Annotated in this window: 11 protein-coding genes; 6 read left to right on the plus strand and 5 right to left on the minus strand. The window is 70.7% G+C overall.

The annotated features are described in order from the left end of the window. Positions 1–82: 82 nt before the first annotated feature. The 4 genes from secA2 (at position 83) to panB (ending at position 7313) form a co-directional block, all read left to right on the plus strand. The gene (gene secA2, locus EV186_RS00050) at positions 83–2434 is read left to right on the plus strand and encodes an accessory Sec system translocase SecA2 (protein WP_133847047.1); all 2352 of its coding nucleotides are present in this window, start codon (positions 83–85) and stop codon (positions 2432–2434) included. Between the two features lie 259 nt (positions 2435–2693). Next, positions 2694–4415: an NAD+ synthase gene (locus EV186_RS00055; protein ID WP_133847048.1), complete on the plus strand. Its 1722-nt coding sequence runs from the start codon at positions 2694–2696 to the stop codon at positions 4413–4415. An 11-nt stretch (positions 4416–4426) separates the two neighbouring features. Continuing rightward, positions 4427–6307 (plus strand): serine/threonine-protein kinase, encoded by a 1881-nt coding sequence (locus EV186_RS39310; protein WP_208115436.1) that lies wholly within the window; start codon positions 4427–4429, stop codon positions 6305–6307. Positions 6308–6437: 130 nt separating this feature from the next. Next, positions 6438–7313: a 3-methyl-2-oxobutanoate hydroxymethyltransferase gene (panB, locus tag EV186_RS00065; RefSeq protein ID WP_133847049.1), complete on the plus strand. Its 876-nt coding sequence runs from the start codon at positions 6438–6440 to the stop codon at positions 7311–7313. A 47-nt stretch (positions 7314–7360) separates the two neighbouring features. On the opposite strand, the gene EV186_RS00070 is transcribed toward panB, so the two are convergent. Continuing rightward, positions 7361–8149 (minus strand): class I SAM-dependent methyltransferase, encoded by a 789-nt coding sequence (locus EV186_RS00070; RefSeq protein ID WP_133847050.1) that lies wholly within the window; start codon positions 8147–8149, stop codon positions 7361–7363. A gap of 50 nt (positions 8150–8199) precedes the next feature. Between EV186_RS00070 and EV186_RS00075 the strand changes: the two genes are divergently transcribed. Both EV186_RS00075 and pip read left to right on the plus strand, forming a co-directional pair. Further along, positions 8200–8790: a TetR/AcrR family transcriptional regulator gene (locus EV186_RS00075; RefSeq protein WP_133847051.1), complete on the plus strand. Its 591-nt coding sequence runs from the start codon at positions 8200–8202 to the stop codon at positions 8788–8790. Next, complete coding sequence (pip, locus tag EV186_RS00080; RefSeq protein ID WP_133847052.1) at positions 8783–9748, plus strand: prolyl aminopeptidase; 966 nt, start codon at positions 8783–8785, stop codon at positions 9746–9748. The genes EV186_RS00075 and pip overlap by 8 nt, the downstream gene beginning before the upstream one ends. On the opposite strand, the gene EV186_RS00085 is transcribed toward pip, so the two are convergent. The 4 genes from EV186_RS00085 to EV186_RS00100 form a co-directional block, all read right to left on the minus strand. Further along, positions 9717–10496 carry a helical backbone metal receptor gene (locus EV186_RS00085; RefSeq protein ID WP_133847053.1) on the minus strand — a complete coding sequence of 260 codons (780 nt, stop codon included), beginning with the start codon at positions 10494–10496 and terminating at the stop codon, positions 9717–9719. The two genes, pip and EV186_RS00085, sit on opposite strands and share 32 nt — an antisense overlap. Positions 10497–11747: 1251 nt before the next feature. Continuing rightward, complete coding sequence (locus EV186_RS00090) at positions 11748–12869, minus strand: HNH endonuclease signature motif containing protein (RefSeq protein ID WP_166658965.1); 1122 nt, start codon at positions 12867–12869, stop codon at positions 11748–11750. 153 nt (positions 12870–13022) lie between these two features. Beyond that, on the minus strand, positions 13023–13688 hold the full coding sequence (npdG, locus tag EV186_RS00095; protein WP_133847055.1) for an NADPH-dependent F420 reductase: 666 nt from the start codon (positions 13686–13688) through the stop codon (positions 13023–13025). Then, complete coding sequence (locus tag EV186_RS00100) at positions 13685–15124, minus strand: RNB domain-containing ribonuclease (protein ID WP_133847056.1); 1440 nt, start codon at positions 15122–15124, stop codon at positions 13685–13687. The genes npdG and EV186_RS00100 overlap by 4 nt, the downstream gene beginning before the upstream one ends. Positions 15125–15391 lie beyond the last annotated feature (267 nt).

The raw sequence follows: 15391 nt of genomic DNA on the forward strand, positions 1-15391 counted from the left end.
GGCCCTTGCGTTGGTTGATGAACCCCACGACCCGTAACGTCGTCCCCGCGACACGCGTGGCGATAACAAGGAGGTGGTCGGCGTGGCACTCGCCGGCCGTTTGCGCACCAGGGTGCGGCGATTTCTCGCCCGTCCCGGAACAGTGGATCTCAGCCGCTATTCCGACCTGCTCAAGGAGGTCGAGTGGCGTGAGGACAAGCTGCGTGAGCTGACCGACGAGGAGCTGACCGAGGCCGCCGCCGCGCTGCGGGACAAGGCGCGTGCGGAGACCAAGAAGGACAAGGGCCCGTTCGACGACGGGGACCTCGTCGAGCTGTGCGCGGTCGGCCGCGAGGCCGGGCGGCGCGCGCTGGACGAGCGCGCCCACGACGTCCAGCTGCTCGGCACCATGGGCCTGCTCGCGGGCCACGTCGTGGAGATGGCCACCGGTGAGGGCAAGACGCTCTCCGGTGCCCTGGCCGCCGCCGGGTACGCGCTGGCCGGCCGGCACGTGCACGTGCTGTCGGTCAACGACTACCTGGCCCGCCGCGACGCCGAGTGGATGGGCCCGGTCTACGACCTGCTCGGCGTGAGCGTGGGCTGGGTGTCGCAGAACAGCACCCACGAGGAGCGCAAAGAGGCCTACGGCAAGGACGTCACCTACGGCGCGGTCAGCGAGGTCGGCTTCGACGTGCTGCGCGACCGCCTGGTCACCAACGTCGACGACCGGGCCCAGCGCGCGCCCGACGTGGCCCTGGTCGACGAGGCCGACTCGGTGCTCGTCGACGAGGCGCGGGTGCCGCTGGTGATGGCGGGCTCGACCGAGACCGACCCCGGCGACCCCGAGGTCGCGAAGATCGTCGCGGGCCTGCGCCCGGGTGCGCACTACGAGCAGGACGAGGACGGCCGCAACGCCTGGCTGACCCAGGCCGGCGCCCGGATCGTGGAGCGTTCGCTCGGCGAAGGCGTGGACCTCTACACCGAGGAGCACAGCGACCGCCTGGCCGCGGTGAACGTGGCGCTGCACGCGCACGCCCTGCTCACCCGCGACGTCGACTACATCGTGCGCGACGGCAAGGTCGCGTTGATCAACTCCTCGCGTGGGCGCATCGCGTTGCTGCAGCGCTGGCCTGACGGGCTGCAGGCGGCCGTCGAGGCCAAGGAGGGCGTCGCGGCCAGCGAACGCGGCCAGGTGCTCGACTCGATCACCGTGCAGTCGATGATCGGCCGCTACCAGCGCGTGTGCGGGATGACCGGCACCGCGGTCGCGGTGGCCGAGACGCTGCGGGAGTTCTACGAGCTCGAGGTCGCGGTGGTCCCGCCCGACAAGGAGTGCGTGCGCGAGGACGAGGAAGACCGCGTCTACGTCGACTTCGAGAGCAAGGAAGCGGCGATCGTCGAGCTGATCGTCGAGAAGCACAAGACCGGCCAGCCGATCCTGGTCGGCACCCTCGACGTCGCCGAGTCCGAGCGGCTGGCCAAACTGCTGGCCAAGGCCGACGTCGAGTGCGTGGTGCTCAACGCGCGCAACGACGCCGAGGAAGCGGCGATCGTGCGTGAGGCCGGGGCGAAGGGCGCGGTCACCGTGTCCACGCAGATGGCCGGGCGCGGCACCGACATCCGCCTGGGCGGCAGCAACGGCAGCCACGAGGAGGTGGCCGAACTGGGTGGCTTGTACGTCCTGGCCACCGGCCACTACCCGAGCAGCCGCCTCGACGACCAGTTGCGTGGCCGCGCCGGACGCCAGGGCGACCCCGGCGGCTCGGTGGTGTTCGCGAGCCTGGCCGACGACATCGTGGCCCAGTACGCGCCCGAGGCCGAGCCCGGCGACGAGCCGGACGACGAGGGCAGGCTCACCGACGCCACGTCGCAGCGCTATGTCGACCACGCCCAGCGCGTGGCCGAGGGCGTGAACCTGGAGATCCACCGCAACACGTGGCGCTACACGCGGCTGATCGAGAAGCAGCGCGAGATCCTGCTGGAGTACCGCGACGAGGTCCTGACCGGCGACGCGGCGGCGGAGTTGTTGGAGGAACGCGCCGCCAAGCGCTACAAGGAGCTGGTCAAGGCGGCCGGCGAGGACGCGGTGAAGGCGGTCGCGCGCCAGATCGTCCTGCGGCACCTGGACAAGCGCTGGACCGAGCACCTGGAGTTCGTCGCCGACGTGCGCGAGACCATCCACTTGCGCGCGCTGGCCAAGGAAACCCCGATCGACGAGTTCCACCGGGCCTGCATCCCGGCGTTCAAGCAGATCCGCGCGGACGTCGCCGACGCGGCGGTGGAGACGTTCAAGGAGATCGAGGTGGGCGAGGGCGGCACGGTGGACCTGGACGCCTCGGGCCTGCGCAAGCCGTCGTCGACCTGGACCTACCTCGTGCACGACAACCCGTTCGACTCCGACGCCGAGCAGGCCCTGCAGAAGGTGCGCGCCATGGTGAAAAAGGTCAAGAAGTAGCAGCCCTGCGGGCGTGTCCCCCACTCCCGCCGGGTGTGTCCCCCGTTCCGACCGGGTGTGTCCCACACTCCCGCCGGGCGTGTCCCCCGGTCGGACCGGGTGTGTCCCCCACTCCGACCGGGCGTGTCCCACACTCACGTCGGGTGTGTCCCCCGCTCGCGCCGCGACTCGGCGGCGCGGGCGTGTGGATGAGAACCTGTCCCTTTAGACTTCGGTCACTTTTCGCCTCGGCGGCGAAAACTTGAGGGAGAATGGCGCCATGCCGCAGTTGCGCATCGCACTCGCCCAGGTCAACTCGTGCGTCGGTGACCTGGAGGGCAACGCCGGAGCCGTCGTCGACTGGACCCGCAAGGCGGTCCAGCAGGGCGCGCACGTCGTCGTCTTCCCGGAGATGCACCTCACCGGTTACCCCGTCGAGGACCTCGCGCTGCGCGAGTCGTTCGCGCGCGCGTCCCAGCAAGCGCTGGAGTCGCTCGCGGTCCGGCTCGCCGACGCCGGGTGCGGCGACATCGCCGCGTTCGTCGGCTACCTCGACCGCGACAGCATGGGCCCGCGCGACTCGGCCGCCGTGCTGCACCAGGGCGCGGTCGTGGCCCGCCAGCACAAGCACCACCTGCCGAACTACGGCGTCTTCGACGAGCGCCGCTACTTCATCGCGGGCCAAAGCCTCGACGTCGTGCGCGTGCACGGGCTCGAGGTCGGCATGGTCATCTGCGAGGACATCTGGCAGGCGGGCGGCCCGGTCGCCGCGCTCGGCCAGGCCGGCGTCGACCTGATCGTCGCGCCGAACGCCTCGCCCTACGAACGCAAGAAGGACGACCAGCGCCTGCCGCTGGTCGCCCGGCGCGCGCAGGAGGGCGGCGCGCCGCTCGTCTACGTGAACATGGTCGGCGCGCAGGACGACCTCGTCTTCGATGGCGATTCCATGGTGGTCGCCGCGGACGGCACGCTGCTCGCCCGCGCCCCGCAGTTCGTCGAGCACCTGATGCTGATCGACCTCGACCTTCCCGGCGGCGCAGCCCGCGCCGATGGCGAGGTCGACGGGTTCGCCGTGCGCCGCGTGGTGCTCAGCGACGAGCCGGTGCCCGCGTTCGAGCCGGAACACTCCCCCGGCGTCGTCGAGCCGCTGCCCGACGAGGCCGAGGTGTGGTCGGCGCTGGTGACCGGGCTGCGCGACTACGTGCACAAGAACGGTTTCTCCTCGGTCGTGCTCGGCTTGTCCGGCGGCATCGACTCGGCGGTGACCGCGGCGCTCGCGGTGGACGCGCTCGGCCCGGACGCGGTCTACGGCGTATCGCTGCCTTCGTCGTACTCGTCGGAGCACTCGAAGTCCGACGCGGCGGAGCTGGCCGAGCGCACCGGGTGCCACTACGAGGTGCAGCCGATCGCGGGCATGGTCGACGCCTTCGTCAACCAGCTCGGCTTGACCGGGCTCGCCGAGGAGAACGTGCAAGCCCGCTGCCGTGGCGTGACGTTGATGGGCCTGTCGAACCAGTTCGGCCACCTCGTGCTCGCGACCGGCAACAAGACCGAGCTGGCGGTCGGCTATTCCACGATCTACGGCGACGCGGTCGGCGGTTTCGCGCCGATCAAGGACGTGCCGAAGACGCTGGTGTGGAACCTGGCGCGCTGGCGCAACGCGGAAGCGGAAAAGCTCGGCGAGACCCCGCCGATCCCGGAAGCGTCGATCACCAAGCCACCGTCGGCGGAATTGCGGCCGGGTCAGCTCGACACGGATTCGTTGCCGGACTACGAGTTGCTCGACCGTGTGCTCGACGACTACGTCGAGGGCGATCGCGGTTACGACGACCTGGTGCGTGCCGGTTTCGAGCCCGAGCTCATCGACAAGGTGCTGCGAATGGTCGACCGGGCGGAGTACAAGCGCCGGCAATACCCGCCGGGCACGAAGATTTCCTTCAAGGCGTTCGGCCGCGACCGGCGTTTGCCGATTACCAACGCCTGGCGCGAAGGCAAGCAGTAGCCTGATCGCCCATGAGGCTGGCGGGTTTCACGGAGGTGAGCCCGCTCGGCGCGGGCGCGTTCGGCCGGGTGGTGCTGGCCCGCGAGGACAGTTCCGGCGCGGTCTTCGCGGTCAAGTACTTGTACGACCAGAATCCGACGGCACGCGCGTGGTTCCGGCACGAGGCCGGGATCCTGCGCCACGTCGTGAGCCCGCACGTCGCGCGGTTGTACGCGTTCGTCGAACAGCCGGACGGCGCCGCGATCGTGATGGAAGCCGTCCCCGGCGTGCCGCTCGCCGCGCTGCTGGCCGATGGCGCGATGAGCCCGGAGTCCGCGCTGACGGTGCTGAAGGGCTCGCTGCTCGGGTTGTCGGCCGCGCACCAAGCGGGGACCGTGCACCGGGATTACAAGCCGGGCAACGTCTTGGTGCAGCCGAACCGGCAGAGCAAGCTCGTGGACTTCGGCATCGCCGTGCTGGCCGGGCAGTCCGGCGCGCCGGTGGGCACACCGAACTACATGGCGCCCGAGCAGTGGTCGCAGGCGCCCGCGACACCCGCCACCGACGTGTACGCGGCGACGTGCGTGTTCTTCCGTTGTGTCGCAGGACATCCACCGTTCGCCGGCGATGACCTGCGCGCGCAGCACGAGCACGCGCCGATCCCGGCCGACGCGGTACCGGAGCCGTTGCGCCCGTTGATCCTGCGTGGCATGGCCAAGTCCCCGGCCGAGCGACCGCCGACGGCCGCGGAGTTCGTCGCGCAACTGGAGTCGTTGGCCGCCAACGGTTACGGCCCCGATTGGGAGAGCCGCGGCTGGGAACGCCTGGCCGGCAAGGCCGCGACGCTGTTGTCACTCACCCCGTTGGCCGGGATCGCCGGTGTGGCCGGGGTTTCGGGCGCGGGTGCCGGTGGGGTTGCGACCAGTGCCGTGGCGGCCGGGTCGGCGGGCGCGGGAGCCGGCACCGCAGGGGTGGGCAGTGCCGTCGGCGGCGCGGCCACCGCGAGTGGCGTCGCGGGTGGTGTCGGGGGTGGTGTCGGGGGTGGTGTCGCAGGCGCGGCGAGCAGTGCCGTGGCCACCACCGGTGTCGGCGTCACCGCGGGCGGTGGCGCGGCCACGGCCACCACAGCCATCGCCGCGAAGGTCGCGATCGGTGTGCTCGCTGTCGCGGCGGTCACGACGACGGCGGTGGTCGTGGTGCACAACTCCTCGGCCGACGAGCCCACCGCTCCCCCGGCGGCCCAGGTCAGCGCGTCGGTGCAGAACCGCGCCGAGACCTTCCCGACCTTCCGGTTCAACGGCCAGGTCGTGCACGTCACCGGCATCGCCGACAAGGCCGTCGCCGCGAAGGTCGACCAGGTGCTGGCCAAGCCGGTCGACGACTGGATCGCCTACACCAAGCAGGGCCTCGCAGCGGGCGGCCTGGTCCCCCCGACCGGCACGCCGTCGGCCACCAGCGAGGCCCACATCGTCGCGCAGACCGACCAGATGGTGTCCGCCCGCTACGACCTGACCATCGAGGACGCGGGCGACGCGTTCGGCAACCACGGTGGCTACCAGGCGGTGGGCCTCACGGTCGACCTCACCACGGGCAAGCAGGTGACCGCGGCGAACGCGTTCCCCAAGGCGGCCTCCTCATCGGACGGCGCGGCCGCCCTGGACGCCCTGCTCACCGACAACGCGCCCCAGGGCTTCTGCGAGGGCGAGGACCAGCCGCGCACCCCGCTGGAACCCGAGTACCTGCGCGACAACACCGTGCAGGTCATGTACGCCGGGGACGGCATGCAGTTCCTGATCGCCCCGTACTCCTTCGGCTACCCGATGGCCTGCTCCATGACCGTCGTCTCGGTGCCGTATGCGCAGCTCAGGCCACTGATGGACGTCCACGCGGCCGCGCTGATCCCCGAGGGCTGATCCCACGACCGTGTGAGCCTGCCGACACGCACTGTCGGGACTCGACCGTCCGGTGTCACGCTGGTGGGGCAACCATCCGCACGACCCGGGGACCCGACGACGGGCCTCGAGGGAAGGACGGTCGACAACGATGTCTGCAGAGCCTTCGACTTCCGCTGGGGAAGTAGCCGCCCCGTACGGCACGGGACCGGCGCAGGCCGCCAAGCCGGTGAAGCGGGTCCGCATCCCGCACCTGCTGGAGCTCAAGGAGCGCGGCGAACCCTGGCCGATGCTCACGACCTATGACATGTACACCGCCGAACTGTTCGACGAGGCCGGCATCCCGGTGCTGCTGGTCGGCGACTCCGCGTCGAACAACGTGTTCGGCTACGACACCTCGCTGCCGGTGACGGTGGACGAGCTGCTGCCGCTGGTGCGCGCGGTGACCCGTTCGGTCAAGCGCGCGCTGGTCGTCGGCGACCTGCCGTTCGGCTCGTACCAGCTCTCGCCGGAGCAGGCCCTGGCGACCGCGGTGCGGTTCATGAAGGAAGGCCGCTGCCACGCGGTCAAGCTGGAGGGCGGCAAGCACTTCGCGCCACACGTGCAGGCCCTGACCCGCGCGGGCGTGCCCGTGATGGGCCACATCGGCTTCACGCCGCAGAGCGAGCACAACCTCGGCGGCTACCGCGTCCAGGGCCGCGGCGACGCGGGCGACGACGTGGTCGAGGACGCGATCGCCCTGCAGGAAGCCGGCGCGTTCGCCGTGGTGATGGAGATGGTGCCCGCCGAGGTGGCCAAGCGCGTGACCCACGAGCTGCGCATCCCCACCGTCGGCATCGGCGCCGGCCCCGACTGCGACGGCCAGGTGCTGGTCTGGCAGGACATGATGGGGCTGCGGCGGGGCAAGTCGCCCCGTTTCGTGAAGCGCTACGCGAACGTCGCGGACGTCATGCTGACCGCGGCGTCGGAGTTCGCCGCCGAGGTCCGGGGCCGCGAGTTCCCGGCCCCGGAGCACTCGTTCCACTGAGTTGACACGCCTGTGGCGCCCGGCCTCGGCTGGGCGCCACCGGCTTGTCAGCCGCTGCGGACCGCGGTGGCCGCGACGGTCGAGTACTTCATGGTGAAGCTGCCGCCCAGTTCGTCGATGGCGGCGCCCACGGTGCTCAGGATTTGGTCCAGCTTCTCGGCGGGCAACGACGTCATCGTGCCCTGCGTGGGGATCTGGTCCAGCCATTCGTCCTTTGTGTACACGCGGTCCCAGTCGAACCGCCATTGGTCGAAGTCCGCGAAACCGCCTTCGGACCGGAACCCGTCCAGTGCCTTGTCCAGGCCCGGCTGGTACAACGCGACACCTTGCGTGGTGCCCATTTTCACCGGCGCGTCCGGCAGCACCTGCGCGAACGCGTCCGCCAAGGCCGCCGCCACCGCGGCCGGCATCTCGAACGCGTGCCAGAACACCGCCACGCGCCCACCCGGCCGCAACACCGAGGCCACCTTGGCCGAACCCGCGACGGGATCCACCCAGTGCCAGGTCATCCCGGCCACCACGACGTCGAAGAGCCGGCCGTCCGAGGACCACTCCTCGAGGGTCGAGACCTCGACGTCGATGCCGGTCGAGCGGGCGAACGCGGCCATCCGGGCATCCGGCTCGACCCCCAACACCGTGCAGCCGGCGTCGCGGAACTGGCGGGCGACGATGCCCGTGCCGCAGCCCACGTCCAGCACGGCGCGGCCCGGGCTGGTCGAGATGATCCGGTTGACCAGCTCATCGGGGTAGTGCGGACGCGTACGGTCATAGCGATCCGGGTCGACGCCGAAGCCTTCGGCCATCTTCCGGTGCTGATGCGACGGTAGAGTGGGCATGCGCCCACGCTAATGGGCAAGCGCCCACTCAGGCAAGGAGGGAGTCCGGAGTGCCCACTGGCGTGGCCCTGCGTGACGTCCGCAAGCAGCTCTTCGACGCCGCCGACCGGATCCTGCTCCGCGACGGCCCCAGCGGCCTGACCAGCCGCTCCGTCACCACCGAAGCCGGCGTCGCGAAGGGCATCCTGCACCGCCACTTCGCCGACTTCGACGCCTTCCTCGCCGACTTCGTGATGGACCGCGTCGACCGGATGGACACCCAGGCCGCCCAGCTGCGCGAGGAGGCGGGCAAGGGCGACGTCGTCGACAACCTCGCCGACGCGCTGACCGCCTTGTTCGGCTCGGTCGCGGTGGCGATCGTCGCGCTGGTGACCTTCCGCGACGGGCTGCGGGCCCGGCTGCGCGAGTCCTGGCCCGCGGGTGTCCCCGTGCTCACCGAGGCCGCGATCATGATCGGCCAGTACCTCACGTACGAACGCGCCCACGGCCGCATCGCCGACGACGCCCCGATCGACGCGCTCGCACCCACCCTCATCGGCGCCGGTCACCTGCTGTTCGCCGACCGCGGCACCCCGCCGGACGCCGAGGCCGTGCGCACGATGGTCACCACGGTCCTCGGCGGGTACCTGAGCCATGCCTGACCTCTACCCGCCGGTCGAGCCGCGCCGCTCCGGCATGCTCGAGGTCGGCGACGGCCAGCTCGTCCACTGGGAGGAGAGCGGCAACCCCGACGGCAAGCCGGTGGTCTTCCTGCACGGCGGGCCCGGCGGCCGGATCGCGCCCGCGCAACGCAGGCACTTCGACCCGGACGCCTACCGGATCGTCCTGTTCGACCAGCGTGGCTGCGGTCGCAGCACGCCCGGCGTGCACGAGCCCGGCGTCGACCTGAGCACCAACACCACCTGGCACCTCGTGGCCGACATGGAACGGCTGCGCGAGCACCTCGGCATCGACCGCTGGCAGCTCTTCGGCGGGTCGTGGGGCGCGACGCTCGCCCTCGCCTACGCCCAGCGCCACCCGGACCGGGTCACCGACATCGTGCTGCGTGGCGTGTTCACCTCGAGCGAGGCCGAACTCGACTGGCTCTACCGCGGCGGCGCGGCATCCATCCACCCCGACGCGTGGCACGCGTTCCTCGCGCCGATCCCCAAGGCGGCACGGGAAGATCCGCTTGCGGCCTACCGCGCGTTGATCGACGACCCCGACCCGGACGTGCGGGCCCGCGCGGCGCTCGCGTGGAGCGGCTGGGAGGCCGCGCTGTGCGAGCTGGTCCCGACCGAGGGCCTGGCCGAGCAGTACGCCGACCCCCGGTTCGCGGTGCCGTTCACCCGCGTTGCGTTGCACTACTTCGGAAACCGGTCGTGGCTGTCCGACGACCAGCTGATCGCGGAGGCGGGCAAACTCGCCGGTATCCCCGGCGTGATCGTGCAGGGCCGCTACGACCTGGTCTGCCCGCCGGTGACCGCGTGGCGCCTGCACCAGGCGTGGCCGGACTCGGAACTGGTGATGCTGCCGGTCGCGGGCCACGCCGTCGGCGAGCGCGGCGTCCTGGCCGCGTTGACCGCCGCTACCGACCGATTCCGTCCAGCGCCGCGCTGAGCCGGCCCCAGGCGTCCACAAGGGACGGTCCGTACCAGGTCAGGTCCCGGCCGGACACCAGCACGCACCGCGCGCCGGGAAACGCTTCGGGCCCATCGGTTTCGGTGAACTCGTAGGGTTCGTCCGGCAGCACGACCAGCCCGGCCGTGCCGTCGGCGAGCAGCCCGTTCAGCTCGTCCAGCGACGGTCGCGGGTAGCGGTCTTCGTGTGCCGCATAGGCGTTCCCGATGCCCAGCCGCAGCAACACGTCGCCCCCGAACGTGTCCCGCCCGACCACCACCCACGGCTTGCGCCACACGGGAACGATCGCGGTTGCTCGCCGCGGCAACGTTTCGCGCCACCGGTCCTCGGCCGCGACCAGCCATGCCGGCTCGTCCAGCCCGAGCCCTTGGGTCAGCAACCGGCGCACCGACGCGAGCCCAGCGGGTACCGTGCCCGGCGCTTCCGTCACCCACACCGGGATGCCGTCGGCCCGCAGCCGGGCGACGTCCTCCGGCCGGTTCTCCTCGCTGTTGGCCACGACCAGGTCGGGCCGCAACTCCAGCACCCGATCGACCTTCGGGTACTTGGAACCGCCGACCCGCGTGACGTCGAGCCCCGCCGGGTGGATGCAGTAGTCGGTGGCACCCACGAGCAGCCCAGCCGCCGACTCCGCGATGGCCTCCGTGATCGACGGCACCAGGCTCACCACGGTCCGCGGCACCCCGGTGACCGGAACCGGCTCGCCGAGGTCGTCGATCAACGTCATGACTTCAGGCTAACTAGGTCTGTGCCGGGGTGGGGTTTTCCACAGGCGGGTAGTTGTCCACAGATCCGCTTCTCCCGCCCCACACCCCCTTTGACCTCGATAGACTGGTTTCAAGGGGTGCCCCCGGGAGGGTGGGGGCTTGTCTTCGCGCGCGCGAGACTGCAGGCCGTTCTTGGTGCGGCGGGGCGTGACGGGCTGGTGCTCGGTGGGCCGGAGCAGGTCATCGATGCCTGTCCGTTGGGGGGTGGATGTTGGGCGGCTGCTGCGGGCCGGTGCTGAGCCTTCGTAGGTGGTTGCTCTCGCGGTGAAGTTGCTTGCCGTCGTTGCCGGGGGTAGCGGGTGACTGACGGGGGTTGAGTCCTCCGGGGATGACTGCTCTCGAATGGGTGTTGCTGCGGCGGGTGTTCGCCGCCGGTGGCTGGTTTGGCCTCGGGGCGGGGAGCGGCGAACACCCTTGCCACCGGTGCCGGTGGTTGCGCTGCGTGGGTGGCCCGGTTGAGGGGTTGCGCTGCGAGGGCGCCCTGCGGTTGCCGGGGTGGTCCCGGCGGTGGCTGAGTTGCGGGCATGCGTTCGTTGGGGGCTGCGTTAGATGCTGGGCGGCCGCTGCGGGGTGGTGGCCGAGTCTTCGTAGGTGGTGCTCTCGCGGCAGAGTTGCTGGCCGGCGTTGGTGGCTGGGACTGGGTGACTGATGTTGGTTGAGTGGTCGTTCCTGGTTGCTCTCGTACGGGTGGGGCTGCCGCAGGTGTTCGCCGCCGGTGGCTGGTTTGGCCTCGGGGCGGGGAGCGGCGAACACCCTTGCCAACGGTGCCGGTGGTTGCGCTGCGAGGGTGGCCAGATTGAGTGGTGGCGTTGCGATGGCAGCCAGCGGTTTGCCGAGGGTTCCGACGGTGGCTGAGTTGCGGGCATGCGTTCGATGCTGGGCGGCTGCTGCGAGGTGGCGGCTGAGTCTTCGTAGGTGGTGCTCTCGCGGTGGAGTTGCTTGCCAGGGATGGCGGCTAGGACCGGGCGACTGACATTGGTTGAGTGTTCGTTCCCGGTTGCTCTCGTGCGGGTGGGGCTGCCGCGGGTGTTCGCCGCCGGTGGCTGGTTTGGCCTCGGGGTTGGGGGCGGCGAACACCCTTGCCAACGGTGCCGGTGGTTGCGTGGCGGGGGTGGCCCGGTTGAGGGGTTGCGTTGCCAGGGCAGGCTGCGGTTTGCCGGGGTGGTCCCGGCAGTGGCTGGGGCGCAGGAATTTACGCGGCGTCTGGTTGTTTAGGAGGCGTGTTGTAGCCAGGGTGGTGGGGTGAATACCGGCAGCCCGTTATCCATATGCACCGACCATTCGGCGTGATGGATCAGCCGGTGGTGATATGGGCATACCAGGACCAGGTTATCTAGCGTGGTTAGGCCGCCGTCGGCCCAATGTTTAATGTGGTGGGCGTGACATTGGTGTGGTGTTCGCGCACAACCCGGGGCGGCGCAGCCTTGGTCGCGGATGGCGAGGGCTCTGCGCAATCGTTTATCAGCTAGGCGGCGGGTTTCGCCGATATCCAACGGCTGGGATTGGCCGCCGAGGACGACGGGGATGATTTTCCCCTCGCAGGCCACCCGGCGGGCTTGCTCTGGGGTCAGGGTGCGGGCGTCGTCGAGGATGGCGTGGCCGATGCGGGTCTGCAGGGTCTCCAAGGAGACCGTCACCGCGATGTGCGGGCGCTCGCCACCCTCAGCCGGAGCCTGGCCGGAGTCGGCGGCGAAGCCGATGATCTCGGCCAGGGCGTCACCCTGACGCTCGCTCAGCGTCCGGTCATCCTGAGGCTGCGGCTTGGCCAACGGGGACAGCAGCGCGCGCAGCACACTCGCATCCTCCCCGCCGAAGCGGAACTGGCCTGACAGGGACCCGTCGCGGTGTTCGTAGAGGTCCAGCGTGTTCTGGCCATCGACCACCGTCGGCTCGATGGGTTTGCGACCGTCCGGGTTCAGAGCGTCGACGATGCGCTCGCCCAGGCGGATGAGCTGGGTCGGGTTGAACTTCCGCGCCAACCCCGTCATGTCCGCCTCGACCTGCTCGGCGTGCTCGACCGGGACCGACTCCACCGTGGTGGCGATCTTGTCCACGTGCGCGCCGGAGATCTCCCCAGCCGCCATCGCCGCCCGCGCCGCAGGCAGCCGCGGCGGGATGGGCTGTCCGGTGATCCCGACCTTGGGGCACAACAACTCGACGTGGTGTTCGAGGCGCTTGGCCTCCTTGGCGGTCACGTGCAGGACGTCCTGCAGGAACCGCCACAACTGGGGAAACCCGGACTCTTTCCACTCCAGGTGGGAAATGTCGTCGAGCAGCTTCAACTCCAGACGCCGCATCTGCGCGACGGTCGAGTTAAGCTCCCCCAGCTCCATACCCCGATCATACCACGCCATTCGAACAAATGGTCTAACACGAACGGGGGAACAAACGTCGGAATATTCCGGCTGAGCTACGCAACTCAGCAATTAACCCAACCACCCGGCGGCGAACACGCGCGGCAGCCGCTCCTAATAGAGAGCCAGGATTCAGACGTTGGTGATGCGCACACCGGAGTTTGTCTTGTAGCGGCGGTTGATCGCGATCAGGTTGGCGGTGAACGCCTCTACCTGGTGCGCGTTGCGCAGTCGCCCGCCGTAGATGCCGCGGACGCCGGGGATGCGGTCGGCTAGGGCGCGGACGATGTCGACGGCCTCGCGGTCTTCGCCCAGCACGAGCACATCGGTGTCCATGTCGGTGACCGACAGGTCCGCGAGGTGCACGGCCGACACGTGGTGGAACGCGGCGGTCACGCGGGCGTCCGGCAGCAGGTCGAACGCCTGCTGGGCCGCGCTTCCTTCGGCGACCGGCAACGCGTACGGGCCCTGCTTGTCGAAGCCGAGCGGGTTGACGCAGTCGATCACGATTTTGCCGGCCAGCTGTTCGCGCAACGACGTCAACAACTCTGCGTGGCCGTCCCACGGGACGGCGACCAGGACCACGTCGGCCGAGGCCGCGCACACGGCGTTGTCGCCACCGGTCACCTCGGCGCCCGCGAGCGACGAGACCTCCGACGCCGCCTGCTCGGCCCGCTCGGCACTGCGCGAGCCGAGGATCACCCGCTGCCCGGCCATGGCCCAGCGCAACGCCAAACCCTTGCCTTGCGGGCCGGTGCCACCGAGCACCCCGACGGTCAGCTCGGAAACCTCGGTCATTCGGTCTTCTCCTCTTGTTCGGCCCGCTGGAAACTCACCTTGCGCGCGGCGGTATCGGCTTCGACCAGCCGCACCCGCATCGTCTCGCCTTCGGACATGCCCTCGCCGGTGCACCGCGCGAGCACGGGCGGCGCCGGGACGAACACGTCGGCGGAGTTGCCGTTCTCCGTGCGCAGCACGACGGCGTCGAACTCGGCGCCGATCTGGTCGGCCAGCACCCACGCCTCGACCTGGTCCAGGCAGGCGCGGTCGACCTTGGCGGCGAGCGCGTCGGACGCGGACATCAAGTCCGGCAAGGAAACCAGCGACTCGCGCACCCACTCGGGCACCTCGGTCCCGGCGCTGACGGCGAGGCAGATCTCCGCGCCGAACCGGTCCACGAGCCGGCGTAAGGGCGCGGTCACGTGCGCGTACGGCGCGGCGATCCCGGCGTGCGTGCTGATCTCTGGCGGACTGCCGTCGAACGTGGTGTAGCCGGCGCCGCGCAGCAAGCGGGTCGCGTCCATGAACAACGCCATCGACTCCGGCCGGGTGGGGTCGAGCCGGGCGAGCAGTTCGGCGGCGGCCTCGTCGCGCGGCCAGTCGATGCCGAGCGACTTCGCCGAGCGGCGCAACCACTGCACGGCGCCGTCGTCCGGGTCGGGCAGCGTGCGCAGGATGCCGATCCCCGCGGTCAGCATCATCTCGGCCGCCGCCATGCCGGTGAGCAGCGAGATCTCGGCGTTCCACGCGTCGACCTCGCTGCGGGGCCGCAGCACCAGCGCCCAGCCGTCGCCGTCGGCGACGACCTCCTGCTCGGGCAGTTGCAACTCGACCGCGCCGCGGCGCACGGCCAGCGCACGGCGGGCCCGGCCGAGGTCGGGCAGCGCCGCCAGCGACGGGTGCGGGTTGCCCGCGTCGACCGCGGCCTGCACGGTCTCGTAGTCGAACCGCACGGTGGAGCGGACCGTCGCGCGCCGCACGTGCGCCGATTCCTGGTTGCCCTCGGCGTCGCAGTCGATGGTCCACAGCGCGGCGGGCCGGATCTCGCCGGGCAGCAGGCTGGCCGCGCCCTCGGAGAGCTCGGCCGGGTGCAGCGGCACGTTGCCGTCGGGCAGGTAGACGGTCTGGCCGCGCTTGCGGACCTCGGCGTCCAGCGCCCCGCCGGACACCACGAACGCGCCGAGGTCGGCGATCGCGTAGTGGACCCGGAAACCGCCGCCGGACCGCCGCTCGATCAGCATGGCCTGGTCGAGGTCCTTGGCGCCGGGCGGGTCGATGGTCACCAGCGGCAGGTCGGTGGCGTCCTCGCGCGGGCCGGGCGCCGGGCCGTCGGCGGCCGCGCGCACTGCCTCGGCCAACGCGGCCCCGGGGTAGTCACCCGGCAACCCGAACTCGGTGCGCACACCGGCGAAGTCCCCGTCGGCCGCCACGACGCGGATGACCTTGGATGCCACGCTCGCACCATAGCCGGGTACGCGCGGTCACCGCGCCCCCATCGTGAGCGGCGCATCCGCATCCACAGAAGCCGACCGAATCCTCCGTTCGCGATCGGGGTTTTCCACACCTTTACCGAACCCCCGTTCCCCCAGCTCAAAGCCGATAGAATGGACAAGGGGGAGCCCCCGGGAGGGTGGGCCCTGCGCACCGGTCGGCGAAGTTTTTCCAGCGCGCGCTTGGTAGCTCAGACGGTCCCCTGGCGGACCCGGATCCGGGCCGCTGGA

It is taken from the genome of Labedaea rhizosphaerae (assembly GCF_004362825.1).
Classification (GTDB): Bacteria; Actinomycetota; Actinomycetes; order Mycobacteriales; family Pseudonocardiaceae; genus Labedaea; species Labedaea rhizosphaerae.

Excerpts from the sequence above, each read along its gene's own strand:
- EV186_RS00055 (WP_133847048.1), top strand. The coding sequence starts at position 2,694 with ATGCCGCAGTTGCGCATCGCACTCGCCCAGGTCAACTCGTGCGTCGGT.
- EV186_RS39310 (WP_208115436.1), top strand. The coding sequence starts at position 4,427 with ATGAGGCTGGCGGGTTTCACGGAGGTGAGCCCGCTCGGCGCGGGCGCG.
- panB (WP_133847049.1), top strand. The coding sequence starts at position 6,438 with ATGTCTGCAGAGCCTTCGACTTCCGCTGGGGAAGTAGCCGCCCCGTAC.
- EV186_RS00070 (WP_133847050.1), bottom strand. The coding sequence starts at position 8,149 with ATGCCCACTCTACCGTCGCATCAGCACCGGAAGATGGCCGAAGGCTTC.
- pip (WP_133847052.1), top strand. The coding sequence starts at position 8,783 with ATGCCTGACCTCTACCCGCCGGTCGAGCCGCGCCGCTCCGGCATGCTC.
- EV186_RS00085 (WP_133847053.1), bottom strand. The coding sequence starts at position 10,496 with ATGACGTTGATCGACGACCTCGGCGAGCCGGTTCCGGTCACCGGGGTG.
- EV186_RS00090 (WP_166658965.1), bottom strand. The coding sequence starts at position 12,869 with ATGGAGCTGGGGGAGCTTAACTCGACCGTCGCGCAGATGCGGCGTCTG.
- npdG (WP_133847055.1), bottom strand. The coding sequence starts at position 13,688 with ATGACCGAGGTTTCCGAGCTGACCGTCGGGGTGCTCGGTGGCACCGGC.